The organism is Variovorax gracilis (assembly GCF_030317115.1).
GTDB lineage: Bacteria > Pseudomonadota > Gammaproteobacteria > Burkholderiales > Burkholderiaceae_C > Variovorax > Variovorax gracilis.
Genome location: NZ_JASZYF010000035.1, coordinates 13,240 through 38,129 on the forward strand (window position 1 = coordinate 13,240; position 24,890 = coordinate 38,129).

The 24,890-nt window shown below is 70.3% G+C and carries 17 protein-coding genes; all 17 read left to right on the forward strand.

The annotated features are described in order from the left end of the window. Nucleotides 1-445 precede the first annotated feature (445 nt). From QTH97_RS32185 to QTH97_RS32265, 17 genes are read left to right on the forward strand one after another with little or no spacing between them, the layout of a single operon-like run. Nucleotides 446-1,063 carry a Pvc16 family protein gene (locus QTH97_RS32185; RefSeq protein WP_286572655.1) on the forward strand — a complete coding sequence of 206 codons (618 nt, stop codon included), beginning with the start codon at nucleotides 446-448 and terminating at the stop codon, nucleotides 1,061-1,063. Next, a complete protein-coding gene (locus QTH97_RS32190; protein WP_286572656.1) occupies nucleotides 1,063-2,487 on the forward strand; it encodes a hypothetical protein in 1,425 nt (474 codons plus the stop codon). The genes QTH97_RS32185 and QTH97_RS32190 overlap by 1 nt, the downstream gene beginning before the upstream one ends. A 21-nt stretch (nucleotides 2,488-2,508) precedes the next feature. Next, the gene (locus QTH97_RS32195; RefSeq protein ID WP_286572657.1) at nucleotides 2,509-5,658 is read left to right on the forward strand and encodes a phage tail sheath family protein; all 3,150 of its coding nucleotides are present in this window, start codon (nucleotides 2,509-2,511) and stop codon (nucleotides 5,656-5,658) included. Between the two features lie 15 nt (nucleotides 5,659-5,673). After that, on the forward strand, nucleotides 5,674-6,114 hold the full coding sequence (locus QTH97_RS32200) for a phage tail protein (protein ID WP_286572658.1): 441 nt from the start codon (nucleotides 5,674-5,676) through the stop codon (nucleotides 6,112-6,114). A gap of 21 nt (nucleotides 6,115-6,135) precedes the next feature. Beyond that, complete coding sequence (locus QTH97_RS32205) at nucleotides 6,136-8,175, forward strand: phage tail sheath family protein (protein ID WP_286572659.1); 2,040 nt, start codon at nucleotides 6,136-6,138, stop codon at nucleotides 8,173-8,175. Nucleotides 8,176-8,182: 7 nt separating this feature from the next. Further along, on the forward strand, nucleotides 8,183-8,785 hold the full coding sequence (locus tag QTH97_RS32210; protein WP_286572660.1) for a phage tail protein: 603 nt from the start codon (nucleotides 8,183-8,185) through the stop codon (nucleotides 8,783-8,785). Nucleotides 8,786-8,817: 32 nt separating this feature from the next. Then, nucleotides 8,818-8,985, forward strand: a complete 168-nt coding sequence (locus QTH97_RS32215) for a hypothetical protein (RefSeq protein ID WP_286572661.1) — start codon at nucleotides 8,818-8,820, stop codon at nucleotides 8,983-8,985. Continuing rightward, nucleotides 8,982-9,812, forward strand: coding sequence for a CIS tube protein (locus QTH97_RS32220; RefSeq protein ID WP_286572662.1), 831 nt, complete (start codon nucleotides 8,982-8,984; stop codon nucleotides 9,810-9,812). Before QTH97_RS32215 ends, QTH97_RS32220 begins: the two co-directional genes overlap by 4 nt. Before the next feature lie 4 nt (nucleotides 9,813-9,816). Then, a complete protein-coding gene (locus tag QTH97_RS32225) occupies nucleotides 9,817-11,124 on the forward strand; it encodes a phage late control D family protein (protein ID WP_286572663.1) in 1,308 nt (435 codons plus the stop codon). Beyond that, the gene (locus tag QTH97_RS32230; protein ID WP_286572664.1) at nucleotides 11,121-11,903 is read left to right on the forward strand and encodes a phage baseplate assembly protein V; all 783 of its coding nucleotides are present in this window, start codon (nucleotides 11,121-11,123) and stop codon (nucleotides 11,901-11,903) included. Before QTH97_RS32225 ends, QTH97_RS32230 begins: the two co-directional genes overlap by 4 nt. A gap of 10 nt (nucleotides 11,904-11,913) precedes the next feature. Then, the gene (locus QTH97_RS32235) at nucleotides 11,914-12,702 is read left to right on the forward strand and encodes a hypothetical protein (protein WP_286572665.1); all 789 of its coding nucleotides are present in this window, start codon (nucleotides 11,914-11,916) and stop codon (nucleotides 12,700-12,702) included. A gap of 13 nt (nucleotides 12,703-12,715) precedes the next feature. Continuing rightward, nucleotides 12,716-13,129: a GPW/gp25 family protein gene (locus QTH97_RS32240; RefSeq protein ID WP_286572666.1), complete on the forward strand. Its 414-nt coding sequence runs from the start codon at nucleotides 12,716-12,718 to the stop codon at nucleotides 13,127-13,129. 1 nt (nucleotide 13,130) lies between these two features. Then, a complete protein-coding gene (locus QTH97_RS32245) occupies nucleotides 13,131-15,191 on the forward strand; it encodes a putative baseplate assembly protein (RefSeq protein WP_286572667.1) in 2,061 nt (686 codons plus the stop codon). Continuing rightward, nucleotides 15,188-17,644, forward strand: a complete 2,457-nt coding sequence (locus QTH97_RS32250) for a phage tail protein (RefSeq protein ID WP_286572668.1) — start codon at nucleotides 15,188-15,190, stop codon at nucleotides 17,642-17,644. The genes QTH97_RS32245 and QTH97_RS32250 overlap by 4 nt, the downstream gene beginning before the upstream one ends. Before the next feature lie 25 nt (nucleotides 17,645-17,669). Beyond that, on the forward strand, nucleotides 17,670-20,327 hold the full coding sequence (locus tag QTH97_RS32255; protein ID WP_286572669.1) for a hypothetical protein: 2,658 nt from the start codon (nucleotides 17,670-17,672) through the stop codon (nucleotides 20,325-20,327). Nucleotides 20,328-20,380: 53 nt separating this feature from the next. Beyond that, a complete protein-coding gene (locus QTH97_RS32260; RefSeq protein WP_286572670.1) occupies nucleotides 20,381-22,378 on the forward strand; it encodes a hypothetical protein in 1,998 nt (665 codons plus the stop codon). A gap of 56 nt (nucleotides 22,379-22,434) precedes the next feature. Continuing rightward, the gene (locus tag QTH97_RS32265; RefSeq protein WP_286572671.1) at nucleotides 22,435-24,885 is read left to right on the forward strand and encodes a tail fiber domain-containing protein; all 2,451 of its coding nucleotides are present in this window, start codon (nucleotides 22,435-22,437) and stop codon (nucleotides 24,883-24,885) included. Nucleotides 24,886-24,890: the final 5 nt, after the last annotated feature.

Sequence of the window (24,890 nt, forward strand, 5' to 3'; positions counted from 1 at the left end):
TGGTGCTCGCCATGGCGCACAAGCCCTCCGGGATCGTCAGTTGCAGGATCAATTTGTCCAGTCGTCAACCTGAGTCAGAAAAAAGTTGCATCTTGGCCGGTACTTGCATCGGACAGTGCGCGGCACACCGCTTGCATTGATTGTGCTGAGATGCAGGAGGTTTTCGATGGACGATCGATTTCGAGGCCGACGCGAATTGGTCGGCGGCCATCGTCGAGCACCTTCGACGAGCACCGCACGCCGGCGATACCGCGGAAGGAATCGCGCGCTGGTGGCTTGGTGTGGCTCCGGACAAATTCGGCCAGGTTGCCGACGCGTTGGATGCCCTGGAGCGCATGCGGTTCGTGCAACGCTGGGTCACGGCCGATGGACGCGAGCAGTACCGAATCGGACCGGCACTGCTCTCAGAGATTCAGCGACCCTGATCCTTTGAATCGTAGATCGCATGTACACCTCTATCATCGCGACCAGCGAAAGCTTGCGGGAGTTGCTGCGCGCCAGCTTCCGCGCCGACGTCGGCCCGAGCGGACTCGCATCGCTGTTCAGCGGCGGCGTGATGGACGTTTCGCTTGCCACGCCTCGCGAGATGCAGGGCCAGCAGCAAGGCCTGTCGATGTGGCTGTACCGCGTGGTGCGGGATGACACGCGCCTGAACGATCCCCCGGTGCAGCGCCCGCTGCCGGGTGGCGGCGTCGAGCTGCTGCCGCCGCCGCTGCCGCTGCGGCTGCACTACCTAATGACCCCGCTTGTCAACGGCGGGCCCGACACCGAGCAGCGCATCCTCGGCCGCGTGCTCCAGCTGTTCCACATGCAGCCGGAGCTGTCCGGTGCCGACCTGCGCGGCGACCTGACTGGCAGCCATGCGCGGATCCACGCGCGGCTCGAAGCGCTGTCGCTCGACGAGACTTCGCGCGTCTGGGAGGCGCTGGACGGCACCTTCCAGCTCAGCGTGTCGTACGAGGTCACGCTCGCGAACATCGACAACCTGCTGCAGCCGGTGCGCGCGCCGCTGGTCGAGTCGGTTCAGACGGGCCACGCCGTCATCGTCGGGGAGCCCGCCTGATGGCCCGCCGCAGCGTCCAGGTCGCAGGCCAGACCGTCTGGATCGCCGACGACGACCCCGCCGCGCCCGAGTTGGGCTGGTGGGCCGTGCTGCGCACCCGCGTGGTCGACGAAGTCACCGAAGCGCCGCCGCACGTCGTGCCGCGGCTGCGCAGCGACACACCGCGCTGCACGCCGCGCATCAGCGACGACGGGGTCTGCGGGCTGATCGCACGGCCGCGCGATGCGTCGACCGCGCTGGTCACGCCGGGCGCGCTGCGCGCGACCGTCGAGGTCGACGGGTACCTGCCACAGGTGCTCGACGCGGCGATCGACGTGGCGCGCCGCCAACTGCCCGCCGGCGCCGCAGCCGGCGCGACCGTGCTGACTATCACACCGCCCGAGCCGGCCGGTCGGCCGCAGTTCCAGCCCGGCCGCGGCGTGATGCTGGAGCGACCGCTACCGACTGACCCGGAGCAGTTCACGCTGCACGTCACCCCGCTCGCGCCGCCGGCCCTGAACCAGGTGCCGATCGCCGACGCGGTCGCGCCGCTGCGTACGGTCAACGCGCACGTCGCCGGCGTCCCCATCGTGCTCCCCGACCAGCCGCTGCACCGCGCCGAGCCGGCGCGCATCCGCGGCCGTGCGCTGCGCCAGACCGGCCCGGGCAGCGCGCCGGTGCCGGCGCCGGGCGCGCACGTCGGCATCCGCGGAGTCTGGTGGACAACGCGCGAAGTGGTGGACAACAGCGTGCCGCCGCACCCGGCGCGCATCGTCGGCTTCGAGGCGCCGCTCGCATTCGCGCATGCGTTCGGCACGCCGCTGGAGCGCGCGGCGCTGACGCCCGATGGCATCAACCGCGCTTGTCGCGCCCGTGCCTTCGCCGGCGCGACGACGCTGGCCGTACACCCGTGGGCCGGGCTGAACCCGATCGGCGGCGACGTGCTGCAGATCGAGGCCGACAACAGCAACGAGCGGGAGCTGGTGATCACCGAACGCTTCGATAGCACGATCGATCCGGTCACGCCGGCGCGGCTGTGGCTGCGCGCGCCGCTCGCGTTCCCGCATGAGCCGCAGGCGCCGATCGTGCATGCGGTGCTGGGCGTGGTCGCGCTCGGCGCGATCGAGCGAGAGGCCGTCGCCGGCGACCGCGTGCTGTTCGCGAGCACGCTGGCCGCGGTGACCACCCACGACCTGTTGCGCATCGGCGGCGCGGCAGCCGATGCCGAGTTGCGCTTTGTGACTTGCGTGCCGACGCACAACGGCCTGGCCTTCGCGCACGAGACGATGCTGGCGGCCGACGGCAGCTTCGCGCTGCCGCCAATCGCGCGCATCGCGCAAGCGCAGTTTTTCATCGAACACGCCGGCCACCCGGCGCAGCAGCCGATCGATTTCGTTCCCGAGCCTGGCAACGCCCGCACGCTCCAGGTCTTGTTCACGCCGTGATGCCCTGAAGGAGAAGCCGCGATGCCCGAGTATCTAGCCCCAGCGGTCTATGTGGAGGAAGTCGACACCGGATCGAAGCCGATTGAAGGCGTCAGCACCAGCACCTGCGGCATGGTCGGCGTCACCGAGCGTGGGCCCGTCGCCATGCCCATCCTGGTCACCAGTTATGGCGAGTACCGGCGCTGGTTCGGCGATGGGCTGAACCCGGGCCTGTACGGCGAGCACTGTTTTATGCCGCACGCCGTCGACGGCTTTTTCACCAACGGCGGCAAGCGCGTGTACGTGACGCGCGTGTTGTCGCCAGCGGCGGCGCCGGCGGAACTGCGGTTGCTGAGTGAAGACCCGGTGGCGCCGGTAGCGACACAGCTAGCGTTCGGCGCCGCGCCGGGTGACGGCACGGTGCTGGTCGTCGACAGCACCGGGCTGGCGGCGCCCGCCACGGTCCAGATCGGCAGCGGCGTTGGCGCCGAGTTCCGTGGCATCCTCGGTGCACTGGCCCCCGGCAACGTGCTGGCGCTCGACTTGCCGCTCGCTTATGGCCATGCCGCCGGCGTGCCCAACAGCGTGCAAGCGATCGCGGCGCCGGCGGCCGATGTGGCGCCCAACGACTACAGCTCGACCTTAGCGGCGCCCGCCGCGGCCGGCGCCAGTGGTCTGGACGCCGTCAGCGCGGCGCCGCCGACCAACGCGTTGATCGCCGGCGATCTGCTGTCCATCGGCAGCGCCGGCACGCAGGAGTTCGCCTTCGTCGGCGGCCTGGTGGCGGGCAACACCATCACGCTGCTTGCGCCGCTGCAGCGCGACCATGCTGCCGGCGTGCCGGTAGTCCGCCTGGCGCCGCCGGGCCCGCCCGCCGCGCAGACCCAGCTGGCGTCGGCCGGCATGCCGGACGCCTCGATGCTGCGCCTGCAAACTACGGTCGGTTTCACCACCGCCCTCGTGCGCTTCGATGATGCCAACCCGGCGCACGTCGAAGTCCGCCGCATCGGCGTGCTCTCGCGCATTACGCTGACCCAGGCCGCATATGCCGACTACCCGGCCGGCAGCCGGATCGAGCAGGTGTCCCTGCCGGCCGCCGGCCCGGCTTTCGATCTGGCGGCCGACGCGGCGCTCGGCGCCAGCGTCGTGCGGGTGTCGGACCGCAGCGCACTCCTCGTCGGCGACGTGCTGCAGATCGGCGTGGGCGTCGATCTGGAACGTTTGGCAGTGGTCGGGCTGCCTGCGCCGTTGCCGGGGCTCAACGCCGGCAATGTCGTGCTGGGCGCCGGATTGCGGCGTGCGCATGCTGCCGCGGTGGGTGTGGTTCGCCGCGTCGGGCCACCGACCGGCGTGACCCAGACCTTGGTGGCCGCGGCCAACACTGCGGTGGGCAGCCTTGCGCTGGTCGCCGCACCGCCGACGGCACTGGCGGCGGCCGACATCCTGCGCGTGAGCACGCCTGCCGGTGGCATCAGCTACCACGAAGTGGCCGCGACGCCGACCGCGCTCACGCCCCAATTGGTGTCGTTGGACCAACCCCTGACCCTGGCGCAGGCGGCGGGTGCGGCGCTGGTCGTGCGCGCGCCGATGCTGGTGCTGCGTGCGCTCGACGCCGGTGTCTGGGGCAACCGGCTGCGGGCCGCGATGGAAGTGCAGACCGATAGCCTGCTGAACACGCACGTGCGCCAGATCGCCAGCGCGACCTCGCTGCGGCTGGATTCGGCCGCCGGCATCGAAACCGGCACCGAACTGACGGTCGTCGACGCGGGCGGCGTCGAAACCCGCGTCAAGGTGGCGGCGATCGACCGCCAGAACGACTACCTGATAAACTTGGAGCCGGCGTTCCCGCTGCCCGGTGCATCGGCCGTGGGCGACGCGGCGCGTTCGCGCGAATACCGCTTCGTTGTCGAGCTGCTGCGCCAGCCCGATGCGACCAACCCGCAGCGTAACAACCAGGCGATCGACCGCGAGGTGTTTGCCAACCTGTCGATCGATCCGCGCCACAGCCGCTACTTCCAGAGCGTCATCGGCGCGACCTGGGACATGGGCAACCCCGCGGTCACGCTCGACGCCATGGGCCGACCGCTGCGCCGCGAAGACCGTCGTTCGCGCGGTGACTCGGGCTACATTCGCGTGCTCGATCTGGCGCCCGGTCTGTACATCCGTCCCGACGGCACACCCGGGTTCGGAGTACGCCCGACACCCGTTGCCACCTACGAGACCCGGCCCGGCGTGCCGCGGCGATTGGTACTCCTGCCGATCGCGCACGGCGACGACGCGCTGGCAGCGCCTTTCGGCGATACCGACTACATCGGCACCGACGATCCCGAGCCCGAACGGCGCACCGGCTTGCAGACCCTGCGCAACATCGAGGAGATCAGCGTGGTCAGCGCACCGGGGCGGACTTCGGTGTCGATACAGGCCGCGCTCATCAATCACTGCGAGCTGATGCGCTACCGCTTCGCCGTGCTCGACGGCAGCCCGCCGCCGACCGACTCGCTCGCCGACATCCAGGCCCAGCGCCAGCAGTTCGACACCAAGTACGCGGCGCTGTACCACCCGTGGCTGTTGATCCCCGACCCGTATCCGCAGTCGGTCGGCACGGTGCCGGAGTACCCGGTGCCGCCATCGGGCCACATGCTCGGCGTGTACGCGCGCACCGACATCGACCGCGGCGTGCACAAGGCACCGGCCAACGAGGTGGTGCGCGGCGTGATCGGGCTGCAGCGGGTGCTCAACAAGGAGCAGCACGACATCCTGAACCCGTACCCGCTGAACATCAACGTGATCCGCGACTTCCGGCCCAACAACCGTGGCATCCGCGTCTACGGCGGTCGCGTGATCACCAGCGACTCGGACTGGAAGTACGTGAACGTGCGGCGCCTGTTGATCTTCATCGAGGCGTCGATCGATCGCGGTTTGCAGTGGGTCGTGTTCGAGCCCAATGCCGAGCCGCTGTGGGCGCGCGTGCGGCGCTCGATCAGCAACTTCCTGACGCTGGTCTGGCGCAACGGCGCGCTCGAAGGCACGAAGCCCGAGGAGGCGTACTTCGTCAAGTGCGACCGCACGACGATGACGCAGACCGATATCGACCAGGGCCGGTTGATCTGCCTGGTCGGCGTCGCCCCGGTCAAGCCGGCCGAGTTCGTGATCGTGCGCATCGGCCTGTGGACCGCGCACGCAGACGACTGATCAAGGAGCAGCAACATGGCCACCGACCAACGCACCGACCCCTACCGCGCCTACAACTTCGTGCTCGAGATCGACGGCGTGCCCAAGGGCGCGTTTTCCGAAGTCGGCGGGCTGACCGCCGAAGGCGACTCGGTCGACTACCGCGAGGGCACCGACGTGCAGCCCAACGTGCGCAAGCTCGTGGCGATGCGCAAGTTCAGCAACATCACGCTGAAGCGCGGCTACACCGCCGACAAGTCGCTGTGGCAGTGGTACACGAACATCTTCAACGGCGTCGCCGACCGCCGCAACGTGACCATCGTGCTGATGAACGAACGGCGCGAGCCGGTGTTGCGCTGGAACGCCGAGAACGCCTGGATCAACAAGATCGAAGGGCCGGCGCTGAAAGCCTCCAGCAACGACGTCGCGATGGAGTCGCTGGAACTGGTGCACGAGGGTCTGACGCTCGAAACCTGAGCCACCGCTGCCTCCATCACCATGCGTATCTTCGAAACCCCGGGTGTCTACAGCGAGCGCGCCGACGCGAACAGCGGCGGCGTCAGTGCGCTGCGCACCGACATCGCGGGCTTCGTCGGCATCGCCGATCGCGGGCCGTTGCACCTGGCGGTGCCGGTCGAGTCGTACCGGCAGTTCCAGGCCTGGTTCGGCGACACGATCGCAAACGGCTACCTGGCCTATACCGCGCGTGCGTTCTTCGAGAACGGCGGGCGGAGGCTCTGGGGCGTGCGCGTGGCATCGCCGGCGGCGAGCGCGGCCAGCGTCACGCTGCTCGACAACCAGGTCGCGCCGCAGCCGCTGTGGCGCATCGAAGCGTCCAGCCCCGGCACCTGGGGCGATGCGCTCAGCATCCGCGTGACCGAATTGCGCCGCACCCAGCGGCGCGCGCGGCTCGACCCGGCGGCACCGCAGCGCGTCATCGTCGGCATGGCCGCAGGCTTTGCGCAGCAGGGGCTGATCGAGCTGCAGCAGCCTGGCGCGGCGCCGCAACGCGCGATCGTGCGCGGCATCGACCCGACGGCCGGCGTGCTCGAATTGGATCGTGCGCCGACGGGGCTGGCGATCGACCAGCCGCTGCGCATCGAAACGCTGGCCTGGAGCATCGAGGTCTTCAACGCCGGCGTGCTGCTGGCGCTGATCGACGAGTTGTCGCTGGTGCCCGAACATCCGCGTTATGCGCCTGCACTGCTGAAGCAGCCGTGGCAGATCATCGACCGGCGCGTGCCGGACAGCGACCCGCCCGGTGCGAGTTCGCAGACCGCGATCCAGCATTTTCGTGTCGGCCGCAACCGCAGCGGCGCGGCACCCGGCGCGCTGGTCGTGCGCGAGCTGCGCGACGCTGCGGACCGCGCCCACTTGAACCTGCCGGCGATCCAGCGTGACCTGCTGGTGCTGACCGGTGGCGCCGACGGGCTGGCGACGCTGGCCGAAGCCGACTTCATCGGCCGGCCCCTCACGCCCTTCGACAGCGACCTGTTGCAAGCCGACGCGCGCCGCGGCCTTGCGGCGCTCGACCCGGTCGACGAGATCGGCGTCGTCGCGGTGCCCGACATCCAGATCCAGCCGCGCGAGCCGGCGGCCACGCTGCCGCCGCCGCGCTGCAACCCCGATGCCTGCCTGCCGAACGCGCCGGCACCGGTGCCGCCGACGTCCATGGGCATCGCCGAGCTGCCGCCGCGTTTCGGGCTCGACGCGATCGCCCGCGTGCAGGCCGCGCAGCTGGAGCATTGCGAGCGCCACCACGACCGTTTCGCGCTGCTCGACGCGCCGTTCGACACCTGCGCTGCGCCGCTCGCGTCTACCGCCGGGCTGCGCGCCTGGCGCCAGCGTTTCGAATCGATGTTCGGCGCGTTGTATGCGCCGTGGCCGCGCGTCGTCGACCCGCTGCGCGCGCGTGCCGGTGGCCGCCCGCGTGGCACCTTGCGCGAGATCCCGCCGTGCGGCCATGTGGCGGGGCTGATCGCTGCGACCGACCTGCGGCGCGGCGTGCACGCGGCGCCGGCCAACGCGCCGCTGCAATGGGTGCAGGAATTCACGATGGCGATCGACGACGAACGCCACGGCCTGCTGAACACGCTCGGCGTCAACGTGCTGCGTGCCGACGCCGGCCGCGGGCTCCGCGTGCTCGGCGCGCGCACGCTGTCGTCCGACACCGACTGGCGCTTCGTCAACGTGCGCCGGCTGATGTGCATGATCGAGAAGGCGATCGACGCCGCGATCCAGTGGGCGGTGTTCGAGCCCAACGACTGGCGCACGCGCGCCAAGCTCGCGCTCGTGATCGGCTCGTTCCTGCAGTCGCTGTTCGAGCGCGGCGCGATGGTCGGCGCGACCGCGGCCGAAGCGTTCTTCGTGCGCTGCGACGATGGCAACAACCCGTCGGACTCGCGCAGCCGCGGCGAACTCCACATCGACATCGGCATTGCGCCGACCGTGCCGTTCGAGTTCATCGTGCTGCGCATCGGCCGCGACGCCAACGGCTTCGCGATCCACGAATCCAACCCGGTGCAGGCGGCGGCCTGAAACGACCATGGCCCTGCTGCCCGACGTGTTGCGAACGGCTGGTGCCGACGGTGCCGCCGCGGCGCTGCGTGCCGACCCGGTGCTGAACCACAACTTCGTGATCAGCCTCATCGACACCAGCAGCGCGCTCGCGATCGTCGGCAGCGCATTGATGTCGGCGGTGGCCGACGTTGCGCTCGGCGGCTTTTCCGAATGCAGCGGCCTCGAGATGAGCATGAAGACTGAGGACTACAACGAAGGCGGCAACAACGGCGCGGTGCTCAAGTTCCCGGGCCGCGTCTCGTTCGGCAACCTGACCTTGAAGAAGGGCCAGGGCACGTCGAGCGCGCTGTGGGACTGGCACTACGGCTTCGTGGTCGGCAAGGGCAAGCGCCGCGACGGCATCGTCGTGCTGCTCACGGAGCAGCACCTGCCGAACAACATCTGGTACTTCCGTCGCGGGCTGCCGCTCAAGTACAGCGGGCCGGCGCTGAACGCAACGCAGAACAGTGTCGCGATCGAGTCGATCGAGATCGCCCACGAAGGCTTGTGGCAGGTGCCGTTCGTCGGCGCCGGCAGCGCGCTCGCCAGCGCGGCTGTCGGCGGCATCAGCGGGGGGTTGAACCTGTGAACAGCGTACATGTCCAGCAAGCGTCCGTGACCATGAGCATGGTCGACGGCGATGTGCTGACGCCGATGCAAATGAGCCGCATCGTCGCCGCGGTGGTCGCCGAGTTGCGGCGCAGCAATGACGAACAGCGCAGCCGCGAGCGCGATACACGGGTCGCCTCGTCACGATCGCCGGGGCATGACGGGGAGCGGTCGTCATGACTCAACTGAAGAAGGCGTTGATCCGGGTCGACTGGTACGGGCGCAAGCCCGAGGACATCGAGGTCCAGTACAACCCGACCGAGTACTCGCTCGACAAGCAGGCGCAGTTCGGCGAGATCGATGTCCCGGGGCTGGACTCGCCGCTGCAGCAGTTCGTGCGCGGCCAGACCGAGAAGCTCTCGATGGAGTTGTTCTTCGACACCACCGATCTCGGCATGGGCGCCGGTGCGACCAGCGTGACGACTGAGACCGACAAGATCTACCAACTGATCAAGATCGAACCGAAGCGCCACGCGCCGCCGCTGCTGACCTTCATCTGGGCCGACCAATTCCCCGGCAGCTCGATCGGCGGCGCGCCGGGCGCGGGCGCCTCGGCGGTCACGCGGGCGATCGGCGGTGCGGCCGAGGCCGTCGCGAGCGCGGCCGGAGCGGCCCTGGGCGCTGCCGGTGCCGCAGCGGCGTCCGCCATGTCGGCGATCGGTGCACCGCTCGGCGGCCAGCGGCGCAACGGGCTGCGCTGCGTGATGGAGAGCGTGAAGCAGAAGTTCACGCTGTTCTCTCCCGAGGGCGTGCCGCTGCGCGCGACGCTGACGATCACGCTGCGCGAGTACAAGACCTTGACCGAGCAGCTCAACCACCTGCAGCTCAGCTCGCCCGACCGCACCCACGTGCACGTGCTGCAGCAGGGCGATTCGCTCGCGTCGGTCTCGACGCAGTACTACGACCAGCCGGCGTTGTGGCGCGAGGTGGCCAACGCCAACGGCATCGATGATGCGCGGCGCCTGAGCAGCGGGCGCTTTCTGCGCGTGCCGCGTCTGAATCCGTGACGCCATGACTCAACAAGTCACGCTCAAGAAAGCCGCTGAAGGCTTCGGCGACTTCTATGTGCCGCGCTTCGAGATCAGCGCGAGCGGCCGCGACCTGGCTGGCGGCGTCGTGCGCGACGTGCTGCAGGTGACCTACAACGACTCGACGACCGAGATAGACAGTTTCGACATCACCGTCAACAACTGGGACCCCGAGACGCGCGAGTTCAAGTACACCGGTGCCGAGAAGAAGGTGCTCGGCGACAACGCGACGCAGCAGCTCTTCAACCCCGGCGCCGCCGAGTTCGAGTTGAAGCTGGGCTACGGCTCGGAACTGCTGACGATGATGCGCGGCACGACGGTCAGCCTGGAGCCGTCGTTCCCGGCCAGCGGCGCGCCGACGCTGACGGTGCGGGTGTTGAACGCGCTCCACCAGCTGCGCAGCCGCCAGCATCAGGACCGCTGGCCGAACCGGCGCCTGCCGCGGGCGCGGGTCAAGATGAGCCTGATCGCGCAGGACATCGGCACGCGCCGCAACGAAGGCGGCTGCCACTTCCCGCTGCCGGTGCGCATTAGCGAACGCGCCTTGCGCCGCGAGCCGGTGCTCGATTCGGTGACGCAAGACAACCAGTACGACATCGACTTCCTGCTGATCGAAGCACGCAAGCTCGGTTACGTGGTCTATGTGGACCTGGAGCCGGTCGGCCGCAACGCGGTGCGCGAGGTGCTGTACTTCGGCCCGCCCGACGACCTGCACCCCGGCGTGCCCGATGTGCAGTACCAGTTGAAGTGGGGCGTCTCGCTGATCGACTTCACGCCGAAGCTGTCGACCGCCAATTTCGTCTCGGCGGTCGAGATCCGCAGCTGGAACCGCGAGACCAACCAGGCCATCCGGCCGAAGGTCACAATCAGCGACGCGGACCGGAAGCGGTTCGGCATCACGACCAACGTCGACCTCCTGGAACTCGTGCAGAAGCGCGACACGCTCGGGCTGCCGCTGGACAGCTGCCGCGAGCGTGAGCACGTCGAGGTGAAGGAGCCGCAGTTCACGCTCGCCCAGGCCGAACGCAGCGCCGCCGGCAAGCTGACCGAGCGGCTGCAGAAACTGGTCGAAGCGACCGGCACGACAGTCGGGTTGCCGGACCTGCGGGCCGGCCAGATGGTGCAGATCCACGGCGTTGGCGAGCGCTTCAGCGGCATCTACGCCGTCGCCAAGACCACGCACACCTTCAACGACAGCGGCTACACGACGAAGTTCACGGCGCATCGCGAGAAGCCATTGCCACCACCGCCGCTTTTGCCGGGCGCCGCGTCGACGGAGCAATCCAGATGAACCAAGGCGGAGCCATCGCCGCCGTCGTTCGCGAAGTGGACGCGAGCCAGGGCCGCGTGCGTGTCGAGTACGTGCAGATCGAAGATGGCCTCGAATCGCCATGGGCTTACGTCGCCGCGGCGCTGGCCGGAAAAAGCCGCGGGATGTTGTTCATGCCGGAGGTTGGCGACGAAGTGCTGGTGATCCATGGCAACAACGATTTCGACCATCCCTATGTGGTCGGTTATCTGTGGAACGGCGAGCAGCGTTCGCCCGAGACCGAACCGGAAATGCGCGTGATCAAGACGCCCGGCGGCCATCAGCTGCGCTTCGAGGACAAGGACGGCGCGAAGAAGGTGATCCTGAAGTCCGACGGCAACCGCTCGGTGACCCTGGACGACCAGCCCGGCCTCGGCAAGATCGAGGTCAAGTCAGGAAGCAACCAGGTCCTGATGGATGACAACCCGGCCGGCACGCTGGTTAAGCTGCAGGCCGGCACGGGCGTCGGCGTCACGATCACGATGAACGCGACGCCGGTGCCGTCGCTGGCGATCAGCGTCGGCGGCACGACCACAGTGACGATCGACACCAGCGGCGTCAGCCTGACGACCGCGAGCCTCGCGAACATCACCTGCACCAGCGCGACCGTGACGGCGGCCGCGGCGCTGACGATCAACGCGCCGGTGCTGACCGTCAACGGCGGCTTCGCGAGTTTCACCGGCGTATTGCAGTGCTCTACGCTGGTGACCAACGCCGTCGTCAGCCCGTTGCATACGCCGGGCATCGGCAACCTGCTCTGAGGCGCCGACAATGACCGTCCTGACCGTCCCCGCCCCGCTGCTGCAGTACGAGCCGGCCGGCCCGACTGCGAAGCTCGAGAAGCCGGTCAACGTCAAGCTCGGCGCGCTGACCCATGCCGACGACCAAGGCGCGACGCAGGCCGAGCTGAAGAAGATCGGCGCCTTCGTCTACCGCACCGCGACGCCGGGCGGCAGCGAGGAGATCTGGAACGAGACCGAGCAGGCGTGGAAGCCGGCGGTTACCGACCTTGCAACGCTCGCTGTGCTGACGCCGCTCGCGCTCGCGTTTAAGGAGGGGGATTCGCAGCCGTGGCAGGGCGTGCTCGTCGCCGCGGGGCAGAAGGACAAGGCAGGCGCGCTGCGCTATGCGAAGGCCGTCAACGGCGCGCCGGTCTACCGGCTGCGTGCGTTCGCGCAGTTCAGCCATGCCGGCGCGGTTGCCGAAGGGCTGAGCGCGCCGTCCGCCGACCTGAGCTTCATCTCGGCGAGCGAGAACCAGCGCTTCACGATCGGATTCGACACCGAAACCGCCGACGACTGCACGCTGGTGCGCATCCAGCTCAAGAACGCGGGGCTGGTCGCGACCGGCTTCATCGAGCTGCGCGCGAGCGGGCCGGAACTGGAGATCGCGAAGTGCGATGGCGCCGGCCACGCCCTCGCGCGCGTGCTGCTGAACGCCGCCGGCGACATCGAGCTGCGCCCGGCGCCCGGCCGCAAGGTCATCGTGCAGGGCGACCTCGAAGCCGAGCACATCCGCTACCTGCCGGCCGGTGGCGCCGTCAAGCAGGACCTGGTCTGAGAAGGACATGGCGATGGACGGCACGACGACCCCCAACCGCGAGTTTCTCGGCATCGGCTGGCGCTTTCCGTTGCAGGTCACGCCGGGCGGGCGCATTGCGCAGGCGCGTTACGAGCAGCGTATCGAAGAGGCGATCATGCTGATCCTCTCGACAGCGCCGGGCGAGCGGCCGATGCTGCCGAAGTTCGGCTGCGGTATCCACGAGCTGCTGTTCGCGCCGAACGACTCGCGCACGATCGCGCTGACGGTGCACCTGGTGCGCCAGGCGCTGACGGCCTACGAGCCGCGCATCGACGTGCTCGACGTGCACGCCGAGAACACCGCCGAGGCGCCGAACCTGCTGCTGATCCGCATCAACTACCGGGTGCGCGCGACCAACGCGATCGGCAACCTGGTGTATCCGTACTACGTGACGGAGGGGCGTTGACATGCCACTCGCCGACTCCAACCCGCTGATCGACGACCGCCGCTTCGACGACATCGTCGCCGAGGTCCGCGCCCGCATCGCGCGCTACACGCCGGAGTGGCAGCCGGTCTGGAGTGATGTCAACGACAGCGACCCCGGCATCACGCTGGCGCAAGTGTTCGCCTGGCTGTCGGACATGCTGCTGCACCGCATGGGCCGTGTGCCGGAGTTGAACTACCTGAAGTTCCTCGAACTGATCGGCATCGAGCTGCTGCCGGCGCAGCCGGCGAGCGCCGAGGTCAGTTTCGCGGTGGCCGACGGCACGACCGCCGCAACCGTCAGCGTGCCGGCGCGCACCCAGGTCGGCGCGAGCAGCGACGACGGCACGCCGCTGGTCTTCGAAAGCACGCGCGCATTGACCGCGGTCACCTGCACCCTGCAAAGCGTGCAGGCCTTCGACGCGGCACAGTACCGCGACCGCACGTCGCTGAACACCGACGCGCGAGACGGCTGGTTCCCGTTCGGCGAGTTGCCGCGCCTCGACGGCGCGCTGGTGCTGGGCTTCGGCTTCCCCGCCGGGCACCCGAACGAGCTGAGCTTTCCGGCACTGGTGCTCGACCTCGCGGTCTGGACCGCCGCGCCGCCCGGCAACGTGCCGCGCGTCTACCAGTGCGGCAGCGCCGCCAACGCGCCGGCGAAGCTGCAGTGGGAAGCCTGGACCGGCACGCTGTGGGCACCGGTCGACCAGCTCTCCGACGAAACCCAGGCTTTCACGCGCGCCGGCCACGTGCTGCTGCGCGTGTCGGCCGGCGCCGGCTTCGTGCGCGACTTCGTCGGCGCCTACGACGCGGTCGATCCGGTCACCGGCAGTGCGCGCCCCAAGCTGTTCTGGCTGCGTGCAAGGCTCGTCACCGCACAGTACGAGCGCGCGCCGAAACTGCTCGCGGTGCGCACGAACACCGTGCCGGTTGAACAGGCACAGACCGTCGAGCGCGAGCTGCTCGGCGGCACCGATGGCTCGCGCATCCAGCGCTGGCAGCTCGAGAACACCCCGGTGATCCGCGGCAGCGCGACGATCCAGATCGACGACGGCAGCCGCGACGGACCGCAGGTCTGGGCCGTCGGCGACGACCTGCTCGGCGCCGGCCGCGACGAAGAAAAGCTCCAGATCGACTGGACCAGCGGCAGCGTGATCGCCGGCGACGGCGACAACGGCGCGATTCCCGTCGCCAACCCGAACAACCCGGATGCGAACGTGATCGCGCTGCGCTACCGCTACGGCGGCGGCCAGCGCGGCAACGTCGCGGCCAAGGCGATCAACGCGCTGCTGTCGCCGCTCGACGGCCTCGACGCAGGCAAGGTCGAGAACCTGTTCGCCGCGAGCGGCGGGCGCGACGAGGAGCGGCTCGACGACGCGAAGAAGCGCGCCCGCCAGAGCCTGCGTTCGCGCGAACGCGCGGTCACGCCCGATGACTTCGAGCTGCTCGCGCAGCAGGCCGGCAACGTCAAACGCGCGAAGGCACTGCCGCTCGCGCATCCGCAGTTTCCCGGCGTGCCGGTGCCGGGCGCGGTCACGCTGATCGTCGTGCCCGATGACGGCGGCGCTTTCACTGGCCTCACGGTTGCGGCCCCGCCGATGCCCAGCGAAGGGCTGTTGCGCACCGTCTGCGAGTACATCGAAGCACGCCGCCTGCTCGGCACCGAGCTGTTCGTGATCGCACCCCGTTACGTGACGGTGGCGATCACGGCGCAAGTCGTCGTGCGCGACGACGCCAGCCCGGCGACCGTGCGGATCGCCGTCGAGGCCGCGCTCGCCGCCTACCTCCACCCGCTGACCGGGGGTGACGACGGCAGCGGCTGGCCGTTCGGTGGTTCGATCCGCTACTCGAAGCTCGTGCAGCGCGTGTTCGGCGTGCCGGGCGTCGACAGCGTGCCGCAACTGGTGCTGACGGTCGACGACGACGAGCGCCCCGAATGCCGCGACGTGACCATCGCGACGATCGCAGCGAACGGGCTGCTTCAGCTGACCGGGCTGGACATCCAGACGCTGACCTTGCGCGAAGCCGCGGAGGCCCAGGCATGAACGCGGTGACCGACGGCCCGCTGGCACCGCGTCGCTTCGCGCCCCTGCCGACGCCGCCGCATGACCCGTATTCGCTGCTGCTGGCGGGTTGGATCGGCCCGCAGCCGTCCATCGGTTGGCGTGTGCAGGCCCTGGACGATGTCGAGCTCTCGGCTGCGAGCAACGCGCTCGTCCTGAGCCCGGCGCCAAGTGCCGAGCGCCGCGCCGCCGAACCCTCGGGCAGCCTCGGTGGGCTGCGCCCGCCCATCAACGTCGCATTCGGACCGCGCGGCGAGGTCTTGATGCTCGACCCGATCAGCGGCGAACTGAAGGTCTACGACGCCTGCGACTGCGGCTTCAAGCCGCTGCGCTGCACGGTGCGCGCCGCGCGGCCGGCGCCGGAAGATTCGTGCCTGAACGCCGTGGCGGCTGCGCCGCAGCGCGTGCCGGCGAACCAACTGCGCGATGCGCAGGGCCTTGCACGCTGCGGCGACGAACTGTTCATCGCCGATGCCGGCCACGGCCGCATCCTGCGCTTCGGGCTGCGCGGCTGGCTGCCGCGCGGCGAGCTGCGGCTGCCGGCGGCCGAGCGCGCGGCGCTGGCGCGGCCGTGGGCGCCGGGCTCGCTGGCCTTCGATGGCCACGGCCGGCTGCACGCCGCCGACGCGCTCAACCAGCGCATCGACCGCTTCGATGCACGCGGCCGCTGGGAGCGTTCGTTCGCGACGGCGCGCCGCGTCTGGCACATCGCGATCGACGACCGCGACCGGCTGCATGCGCTGCTCGCCGATGCCGACGCGCTGGTCGCGAGCACCGGCCCCGGCGCCTCGACCTTGTGGCAGTGGCAAGGCCTGGTGCAGCCGCCTGCACCCGAGCTGTGGCGTTGGGACGGCAACAACACGCCGACCCGCATCGACCTGCGCAGCGTTCAACTGACCGGCTTCGCGCCGCTGCCGCTGGCCGTCGATGCGCTGGGCCGGCTGCGGCTGCCGTGCGACCGCTGCGACGGCGGCAGCGCGCTGTTCGACGCGCGTGGTGCGTGTGTCGAACCCGAGCAGCAGGCGCTCGCGCCGCTGTACCGGCGCCAGGGCAATTACCGCAGCCAGCCGCTGGACTCGGCGATCGACGGTTGCCAGTGGCACCGCGTCGAGTTGCGCGGCTGCGTCCCGCCAGGCTGCAAGGTCGAGCTGCACACGTTCAGCGCCGAGATCGTGCTCGACGACGCCGAGCTCGCGCTGCTCGGCGACGCCGCCTGGAGCGCGCCGGTGACCGCGACGGGCATCGACCCGAACGGCCGCTGGGATGCGCTGATCCGCAGCACCCCTGGCCGTTACCTGTGGCTGCGGCTGGACCTGGCCGGCGACGGTTTCGACACGCCGCAATTGTGTGCCGCCCTGGTCGAGTACCCGCGCATCAGCCTGCGCCGCTACCTGCCAGCGGTGTTCGGCGCCGAGCCGGTCAGCGCCGATTTCACCGACCGCTTCACCGCGATCTTCGACGCCAGCCTGCGCTCGATCGAAGCCCGGCTGGATGCGCAGGCGGCGCTGTTCGAGCCGCTGTCGGCGCCGGCCGAGGGCTTGAAGGGGCACAGCGACTTTCTCGGCTGGCTCGCGAGCTGGATCGGCCTCGTGATGGAGCGCGACTGGCCCGAGGCGCGTCGCCGCCGCTACCTGAACGAGGCCGCGGCGCTGTACCCGCAGCGCGGCACGCCGCAAGGCCTGCGACGCCAGTTGCTGTTACTTCTCGGGCTGGACCGCTCGGCCGCCTGCTGCCCGGCCGAACGGCCGCAGGCGCGTTGCCTGCCGCGGCCGCTGAACTGCGGCCCTGGCCCGGCACTGGTGCCGGCCGCGCCGCCGGCGCTGCTGCTCGAGCATTTCAAGCTGCGGCGCTGGTTGTTCGCCGGCCGGGCGCGGCTCGGCGACGACTCGGTGTTGTGGGGCCAGCGCATCGTCAACCGCTCGCAGCTCGGCGGCAACAGCGCGCCGGATGCGCCGACGGGTTGCGGCGGCGTCGTGCTCGGCGGTCCAGCGACTGCGCTGGCGGATTGTTCACAGGCCGGCGGCATCTCGGGCGCCGCGCCGCTCGGCAGCGCCCGCGTCGGCCAGAGCCAGTTGATCGCGACACCCGACCCGCTGCGCGACCCCTTGCTGGTGCACGCCAACCGCATCAGCCTGTTCGTGCCAGCCTGCGTCAAGGAGCGCCCGGCCGACGAACGCGCGCTGCGCCATGTGCTCGCCACCGAGGTGCCGGCGCATGTGCAGGCGCAACTGGTCTACGTCGAGCCGCGGTTTCGCGTCGGCGTGCAGGCGATGGTCGGCCTCGACAGCGTGATTGCCCGCACACCGATGGGCGTCCGCCTGAACGGCTCGGACAAGAACCAAGGGCTGGGCCGCGCGACCGTGCTGCCGGCGCGCCCGGCTGCCGCTGCGCAGGTCGGTGGATTGCGCGTCGGCGGCCCGGCCGGGCTGGCCTGAAGCACCGTTTGAAGGAGAGATTTCCATGGCCTGCCAACAGGAACATTCGGCCTTCGAGACTTGCGCGGAGTGCGGCTTCGACGCCTTCGTGCGCAACCACTACTTCACCGGCAAGATGATGGGGGCAGCCGAGTTCGCGACCGAGACGCTGTACCACTCGGACAAGATGCGCCACCACAACCTGCGCCTGCACGGCACCGGCACGGTATGCGGGCTGCGCGTGCACCAGCATCCGTCGCCGGACTGCCGTCGCCGCTACGTCGTCGTCGAGCCCGGCTCGGCGCTCGACTGCTGCGGCCACGAGATCCTGGTCGCGCAACCCGAGATCGTCGACGTGGCCGGCAACGCCGAGGTGCAGCGGCTGACCGCCGACGCGCTGCTGCACGCGCTGCAGCTGTGCGTGCGCTTCCGCGACTGCCCGACCGAAGACGTGCCGGTGCTGTACGACGAATGCGGCTGCGACGACACGCAATGCGCGCCGAACCGCATCCTCGAATCGTTCGCGATCGACGTGCGTGTCGACCCTCCGCTGCCGCCGCTCGCCGCGACCGACCTGCAGGCCCAGGGCGCTCTGGTCGCGACCGAGCTGCACGGCGTGACCGGCTTCCTGCGCGCCGACGCCGCCGGCCGAGTCGCGCTGATCGACCCGGCTGACGCGCGCCGGCTCGTGATCATCGACACGGCACGGCGCTCGCGGCGCAGGGTGGCGCTGGGGCAGGCGGCACGTGCGCTGGCGCTGTCGCAGGACGGGGATCATGTGTTCGTCGCGACCGATTCGAGCGACGGAACCGGAGTGATCGAAGTACGTGTGTTCGTCGCCGCGGATGTGAGCGAGGTCGGCCCGAGCACGCCCGGCGTGTTGCGCAAACTGATGGGCACCACGGTTGCCAGCGAGGTGCGCCTGGCGAGCAGTACCCTCGCAGCGCGCACGCTGATCGCCCACGTGCGCGCCAGCGGAGAGTTGCTTGCCTTTGCCGGCGACGCGACGCATGTGATCGACGACGAGCACGGCACGGCGATCCCCAGCGCCGTGAACCTCGGTGCGTTCACGGTCGCTGCCGACGGCAGCGAGGCCAGCGCGATCGACGCGACCGGCGCGACGCCGGTGGTGAAGCTGATCGACTTCAGCGGTACGGCACCCACCAGCCTGGGCGGCCTGCCCGCCGGCGCGCAGCCGGTCGCGCTCGCCGCGTTCGGCCTCCAGGGCGCGCCGCAGCTTGCGATTGCGAGTGGCGCCGACCGGCGCGTCTACCTCGTCGACCGGACCACCAATGCCTTGACGAGCATCGACCTGCAGCACCCGCCCGATGCGCTCGGCGCGACCGGCGACCCGGCGACCGCCGGCGTCTGGCTGCACGTGCTCGAACGCGAGTCCAACGCCTGGTACGCCCAGACGATCGCGCTGGCGCCGATGGCGGCCGTTCCGCCGCAGCCGCCGCTGACCGGCGCCGCGCGCTCGGTCGGCACCGGCGCGCGGCAGGTCGTCCTGGTGGGCGCCAACGAAGGCGGGGCCGGCGGCGCACAGGCGGTGCTCGACTTCGCGGCGCTGGCCGAGGGCGACTGCGGCGACCACGTCTGGCACCAGCTCGATGGCTGCCCGGCCTGCGACACCGGCGATTGCGTTGTGCTCGCGACGATCCTCACTTACCGCAGCAACGCCGAGCTGCTCGACCTGCCGGCCGCCGCCGACGACTTGGGGCAGCGCCGCGCCCGCATCGACAACCGCCTCGGCCGCCGTATGCTCGCGAGCACCGCGTCTCTGCAGGCGTGGCTGGAGTGCTTGCAGATGCAGGGCGGTGTCGCGGGGCCTGCGGGTGAGGATGGCATCGACGGCACCGGCATCGACGCCGTGCAGGCAACCTTCGTGCCCTGCGAGCAGCCAGGCAGCGCGGCGCTGCAGGTCATAGCGGGCGTCAGCACCCTGGTGCTGCAGATCCCGCGCGGTTGTGACGGCGACGATGGTCTGGGCATCGACGCCGTGCAGGCGACTTTCGTGCCCTGCAACGTGCCCGGCGCCGCTGCGCTGCAGGTCATCGCCGGCGTGCGCACGCTGGTGCTGACGATCCCGCGCGGCTGCGACGGCCAGGGCCTCGAAGAGGATCTCGCGCGCATCGTGGACATCGGCTGGAAGCACGATGCGGACGGCAACAATCTGTCGCCCGCGAGGCTGCTGGGCCAGGCCGGGAGCGACTTTTCGGGCCTGTGGGTGCGCTTCGACAAGCCGGTCCGGGCGCTGGATCACGGCTCGATCACGTTCACGCCGCACGTTTTCACCGTGCAGCTGCCGCAAAGCGCGATGGCGCCGCACGACAACATCGACGAGCGCAACGCAACGCTCCGCCGGGCGACCGACCGACTCTGCTGGTGCGATGCGATCGGCATTGTCGTGCCGGCAAAGGTCGACGGCAGCGGCCAAATCGAGGAGGTTGCCGACATTCGATCCGACGTCTGGGCCTTTGTCTTCTCCCCGAGGTCCGTGGATGTGGCAAGCCGGATGGGCCACCTCCGGCTCCAGTTGCGCGGTGACTTCTTCATCGACGAGCAAGGGCGCGCCGTCGATGCGGAGTTCCCGCGCGCGCAACTTCCCAGCGGCGACCACCCCGTGGGTGTCACCTACGGTATCCAGGGAGGCGTCTTCGAAAGCTGGCTGTGGCTGGGCGCCGCCCTGGGCAGACAGGGTTGACGCCGCCGAGCTGCCCGACCCGAACTCCCATCCACATCACGCGGAGCGCTGACATGCCTCTCACCACCAGCCAATCGCGGGCCACCGCCGCCGCGGCCACCTCCTACGCCTACGCGAACTCCACGGCCGGCCGCACCTCGCAACCAGCGCCGGGCCGCGCCGACCCCTGCGCCGACCCGGCGCCGCCGTGCCCGGTCTGCGGCGGGCTCAAGTGCCTGTGCCGGCCGCGCTTCTTCCCCGGCCAACTGCTCAGCGACGAGGACCTGAACCGGCTGCAGCAGTACCTGATCGACAAGAACAAGCTGCACAACCGCTACCTGGTCGGCTGGGGCGTGGCCTGCGGGCTAGAGGTCGCATGCAGCCCGTGCGACGCCAGCGCGGTCACCGTGCGCGCCGGCTATGCGCTGTCGCCGTGCGGCGACGATATCGTGTTGTGCGCCGACCAATCGGTCGACATCTGCCGGCTCATCCAGAGCTGCCGGCCGGCCAACCCGGTGGTCTGCGACCCGCCGTACGGCACGCCGCCGTCGACCTGCACGCAGGGTGTCGAACGCTGGGTGCTCGCGGTCTGCTATGACGAGCGGCCGACGCGCGGCATCACCGCGCTGACCGGCGCCGGCGACAGCGTCGCGAAACCGGGCTGCCGCTGCGGCGGATCGTCGTCCGGCTGCAGTTGCGGCGGCGCGTCGAGCAGCGGCGGGTGTGGGTGCGGCGGAAACGGAGGCAGCGGCTGTAGCTGCGGCGCCAAGTCCAGTGCCTACCGGCCGGCCAGCCAGCGCCGCGGCCTGCTGCCGCAGTGCGAGCCGACCCAGGTCTGCGAAGGCTTCCGCTTCACCGCATACAAGGCGCCGTTGCCGCAGAACGGGCTGACCGGGCTGCCGACCGACAACGTGCCCGGCGCGATCAACCCGCGGCTCAGCGGCAGCGGCGACCTCATGATCGCCTGGCTGTACGCGAACCGCGCCCGCTTCGGCCCCCTGCTGGAGCGCACGCTGTGCTGCGTGATGCGGGCGATGGATTTGCGCGCGAGCCTGGCCGAAGGCCGCCAGCTCGACGCGGCCGGCGTCGCCGCCTACCGCGACTACGCACAGGCGCTGCAGGAGTTCGCGAGCGAGTTCTCGCTGCACCACTGCAGCTTCGTAGGCACCGTGCGCGGCCAGTACGACTCGGCGGTGCAGTGGTCGAGCACGCGCACGATCGGCCGGCTCGGCACCGCCGACCAGGCCGAGCTGGCGACGCGTTTCCAACAGCTCGACGACAGCTGGATCCAGATCGCGACCGAGTGTTTCTGTTCGGCGCTGCTGCCGGCCTGCCCGCCGCCGGCCAACACCAACTGCGTGCCGCTCGCGGTGGTCACCGTCAACACCGGCGTGACATCCACGGGCGCCGCGGGCACGCAGAGTTGCCCGGTGATCGACATCTGCAACTGGCAGGAGCGCAAGCTGCTGATCACCTGGCCGACGATCCTGTACTGGTTCTCGTGGCTGCCGTGGCAGGGGCTGCGCGACTTCTTCGCGCGCATCTGCTGCAGCACCGGCCGCCAGACGACGGCCTACACGCTGATGATGCTGATGCTCGGCGTCGCGGTCGTCGGCGCGCGGCGCTCGGGCGCGACGGGCTCGGCGACGGTCGGCGCCGTGCAGCCGCCGTCCGCCAGCATCCGTGGCGCGACGACGCGCGCGCGCGGAGCCGCGGCCGCGCCGCCATCGTCCACCCCGCCACACGGCAGTTTCGAAGCCGCGATGGCCGCGCCGAACCTGCTGCAGCACATGCTGGCCGACTACGAGCAGGCGCGTGTCGGCGGCGCCGCCGCGCCGGCCTGGGCCGCGCTCGCGGCGCGCGTCTTCGACGGCAGCGCCTTCGGTCCGCTGGCCGGCAACGAAGCGGTGCACCAGGTCGACCTGAAAGACATCGACAAGAAGCTCGGCGTCGAGGCGATGCGCAGCGAGCTCGCCGAGCTGCAGAAGACGGTCGCGCGGCAGGACGAGATCCTGCGCGCGCTGCAGATCGTCAAGGGGCAGGGCGGCACGCCGTCGCCGGCCGTCGGCTGACGCGGCGCGATTCCCCCGGCAGCGAGCGAACCAGCAAGCAGCAAGGAGCAGCCAACATGGGCGCATTCGACCAACGGCCGCGCTTCTTCGAGGGCCAGTACCTGTCGGCGGCCGACTTGTCGGCCGTCGTCGACTACCTGCGCGGCGCGCAGGCGCGCCAGGCGCTGGGCGCGCACACCTGGGGCATCGGCCTCGGGCTGAACTTGATCGAGAACCCGGCACCCGGCGCAGCGAACCGGCGCGAGGTGATCCTGCAGCCCGGCTGGGCGCGCGACGGTTTCTGCCGCCAGCTCGTCGTGCAGCAGCCAACGCGGCTGGCAGAGAGCCTGTTCGCGGCCTTGCCGTACAACGCGGCGGTCGACGGCGGCGCAGCGCCGGTAGGTCGCCTCGTCAAGGTCTGGTTGGCCTACACCGAAACCGGTGGCCGCTTGCCGGCCCCCGGCTTTGAGGTCTGCGACCTGGAGAACGGCACGTCGCGGATCGAAGAAGGCTTCGAGTTTGTGATCGGCGAGCTGCCGCTGGCCGAGCAACGCGACCGCACCGTGATCGGCGCCGAGACCATCGATGCGCTCGACGCGCTGAAGGTCTTCAACCCCACGGCGCCGCCGCTGCACGACACATCGGTGCCGCACCAGACCTTCCCGGCCGGCGACAAACCGCCGCGCTGGCTGGTGCCGGTGGGCCAGGTGCGATGGGTCGCCGGCAACGGCGTGCTCGGCTACTTCGTCGACCGTTACCTGGTCCCAAGCGCAAATGTCGACGCATCGATCCGCGGCTTCCGCCGCTACGGCGGCTGCGTGGTGCAGAACATCGAAGCCAGCGACGGAGCGATCGTGCTGCGCGCGCGCGGCGACGACCCCGCCACGCCGCACCGCTTCGCGCATCTGCTCAGTGCCGGGCAGCCGCTCGCGACGCTGCTGCAGGACCTGGTCTGGGTCGAAGGCGGCCTGCGCTGCGAGGGCGACGCCAAGCTCGCCGGCAGCCGGCTGCTGCTGCGCAACATCGACGGCCTGAACGAAGGCAACGAGCTGTATCTTGCTCGCGCCGGCGACGGCAGCGGCCTGCCCGGACAGCGCGAGCTGCGCGCGGTGATCGGCAGCGACGCGCGCACCGACAACCGCTTCGTCGTCGGCCCCGAGTTGGCCGCGGCGCCGGCGGGGCGACAGGCGCCGCAGTTGGTCGTGCTAAGCAGCGGGCGCGTCGGCGTCAACATGTTCGACCCGGGCTGCACGCTGCATGCGCGCGGCGACGCGATCCGGCTCGAAGACGGCGCCGGCGCGAAGCGCATCGAGATGCGCAGCGACGGCCCCGGCGTCGAGCTGCGCTCCGACACGAATCGCCTGTACCTGCGCTCGACCGGGCCGGCCGCGCAGAACAACAACTGCGTGATCATCAACCCGACGCCGGCCACCGACGGCCGCGTCGGCATCGGCGTCGACAACCCGCAGACCGGGCTCGACGTGCATGAAGACAGCGTCGGCTTCAGCCTGGATCGCGGCAACGGCGGACGGCTGGTGCTGCGCAGCGCCGCCGACGCTGCATCGCGCGACAAGGTCTTCCTCGAAGCCAGCGTGCCGGCCGGCGGCACGCCCGCGCCCGAACTCCGCGCGACCGGACCCGCGGGCGTCAACCTGCCGCTGTTCTCGGCCTATGCCGACACCACCTACCTGCGCGGCAAGCTCGGCGTCAACCAGGCGGTGCCGGCCGCCGACACGCAGGTGCACGTGCGCGGCACCCGCATCCGGCTGCAAAGCATCGACGGCTCGCGCAGCGTCGACCTGCGCGCCGACGGCGGCGCGGTCGACCTGCAGAGCAACACCAACGACTTGTATCTGCGCAGCACCAACCCGGGTGCCGGTGCGCCGCGCAACATCTTGATGAACCCGTATGCGGGCGACGGCAACGTCGGTATCGGGCTCGACGCGCCGACCGAGAAGCTGCATGTGCACGGTCACTGGCTGCGCGTCGACGGCACCAACAACGAGCAGTGCGTGTTCGGCGGCGATGGCCACAACGCGGTGACGGTCGGCACGCTGAATCCCGCGACCCTCTTCGCCGACATGCGCAACACGACGGTGCCCTGGGGCAACGCGCCGGCCGACGCCGGCGCCTGGCTGCAGGTCTATTGCCGCAGCGTGATCGAGGTGTCGGATGCGCGTGCCAAGACCGAGGTGCACACGATCAGCGGCGCGCTCGCACAGGTGGCGCAATTGCGCGGCGTGCGCTACCAGTGGGCGGCCGAGGGCGCGCGGGCGCAGGATGGCGAGCGCCTCGGGCTGATCGCGCAGGAGCTGCAGCAGGTCGTGCCGCAGGCGGTGACCACCGGCGAACGCGGTGCGGGGATTTCGTACTCCAGCCTGGTGCCGTTGCTGATCGAGGCGATCAAGGAATTGCGCGAACAGGTCCAAGGGCTGCAGGCCGAGGTGAAGGCGCTGCACGGCGACACCGCGGTCGAGGCGCCGCCCACCAAGCCGACCCCCAAGCGGCGCGGCAAGCAGGTCAGCTAGGGGGC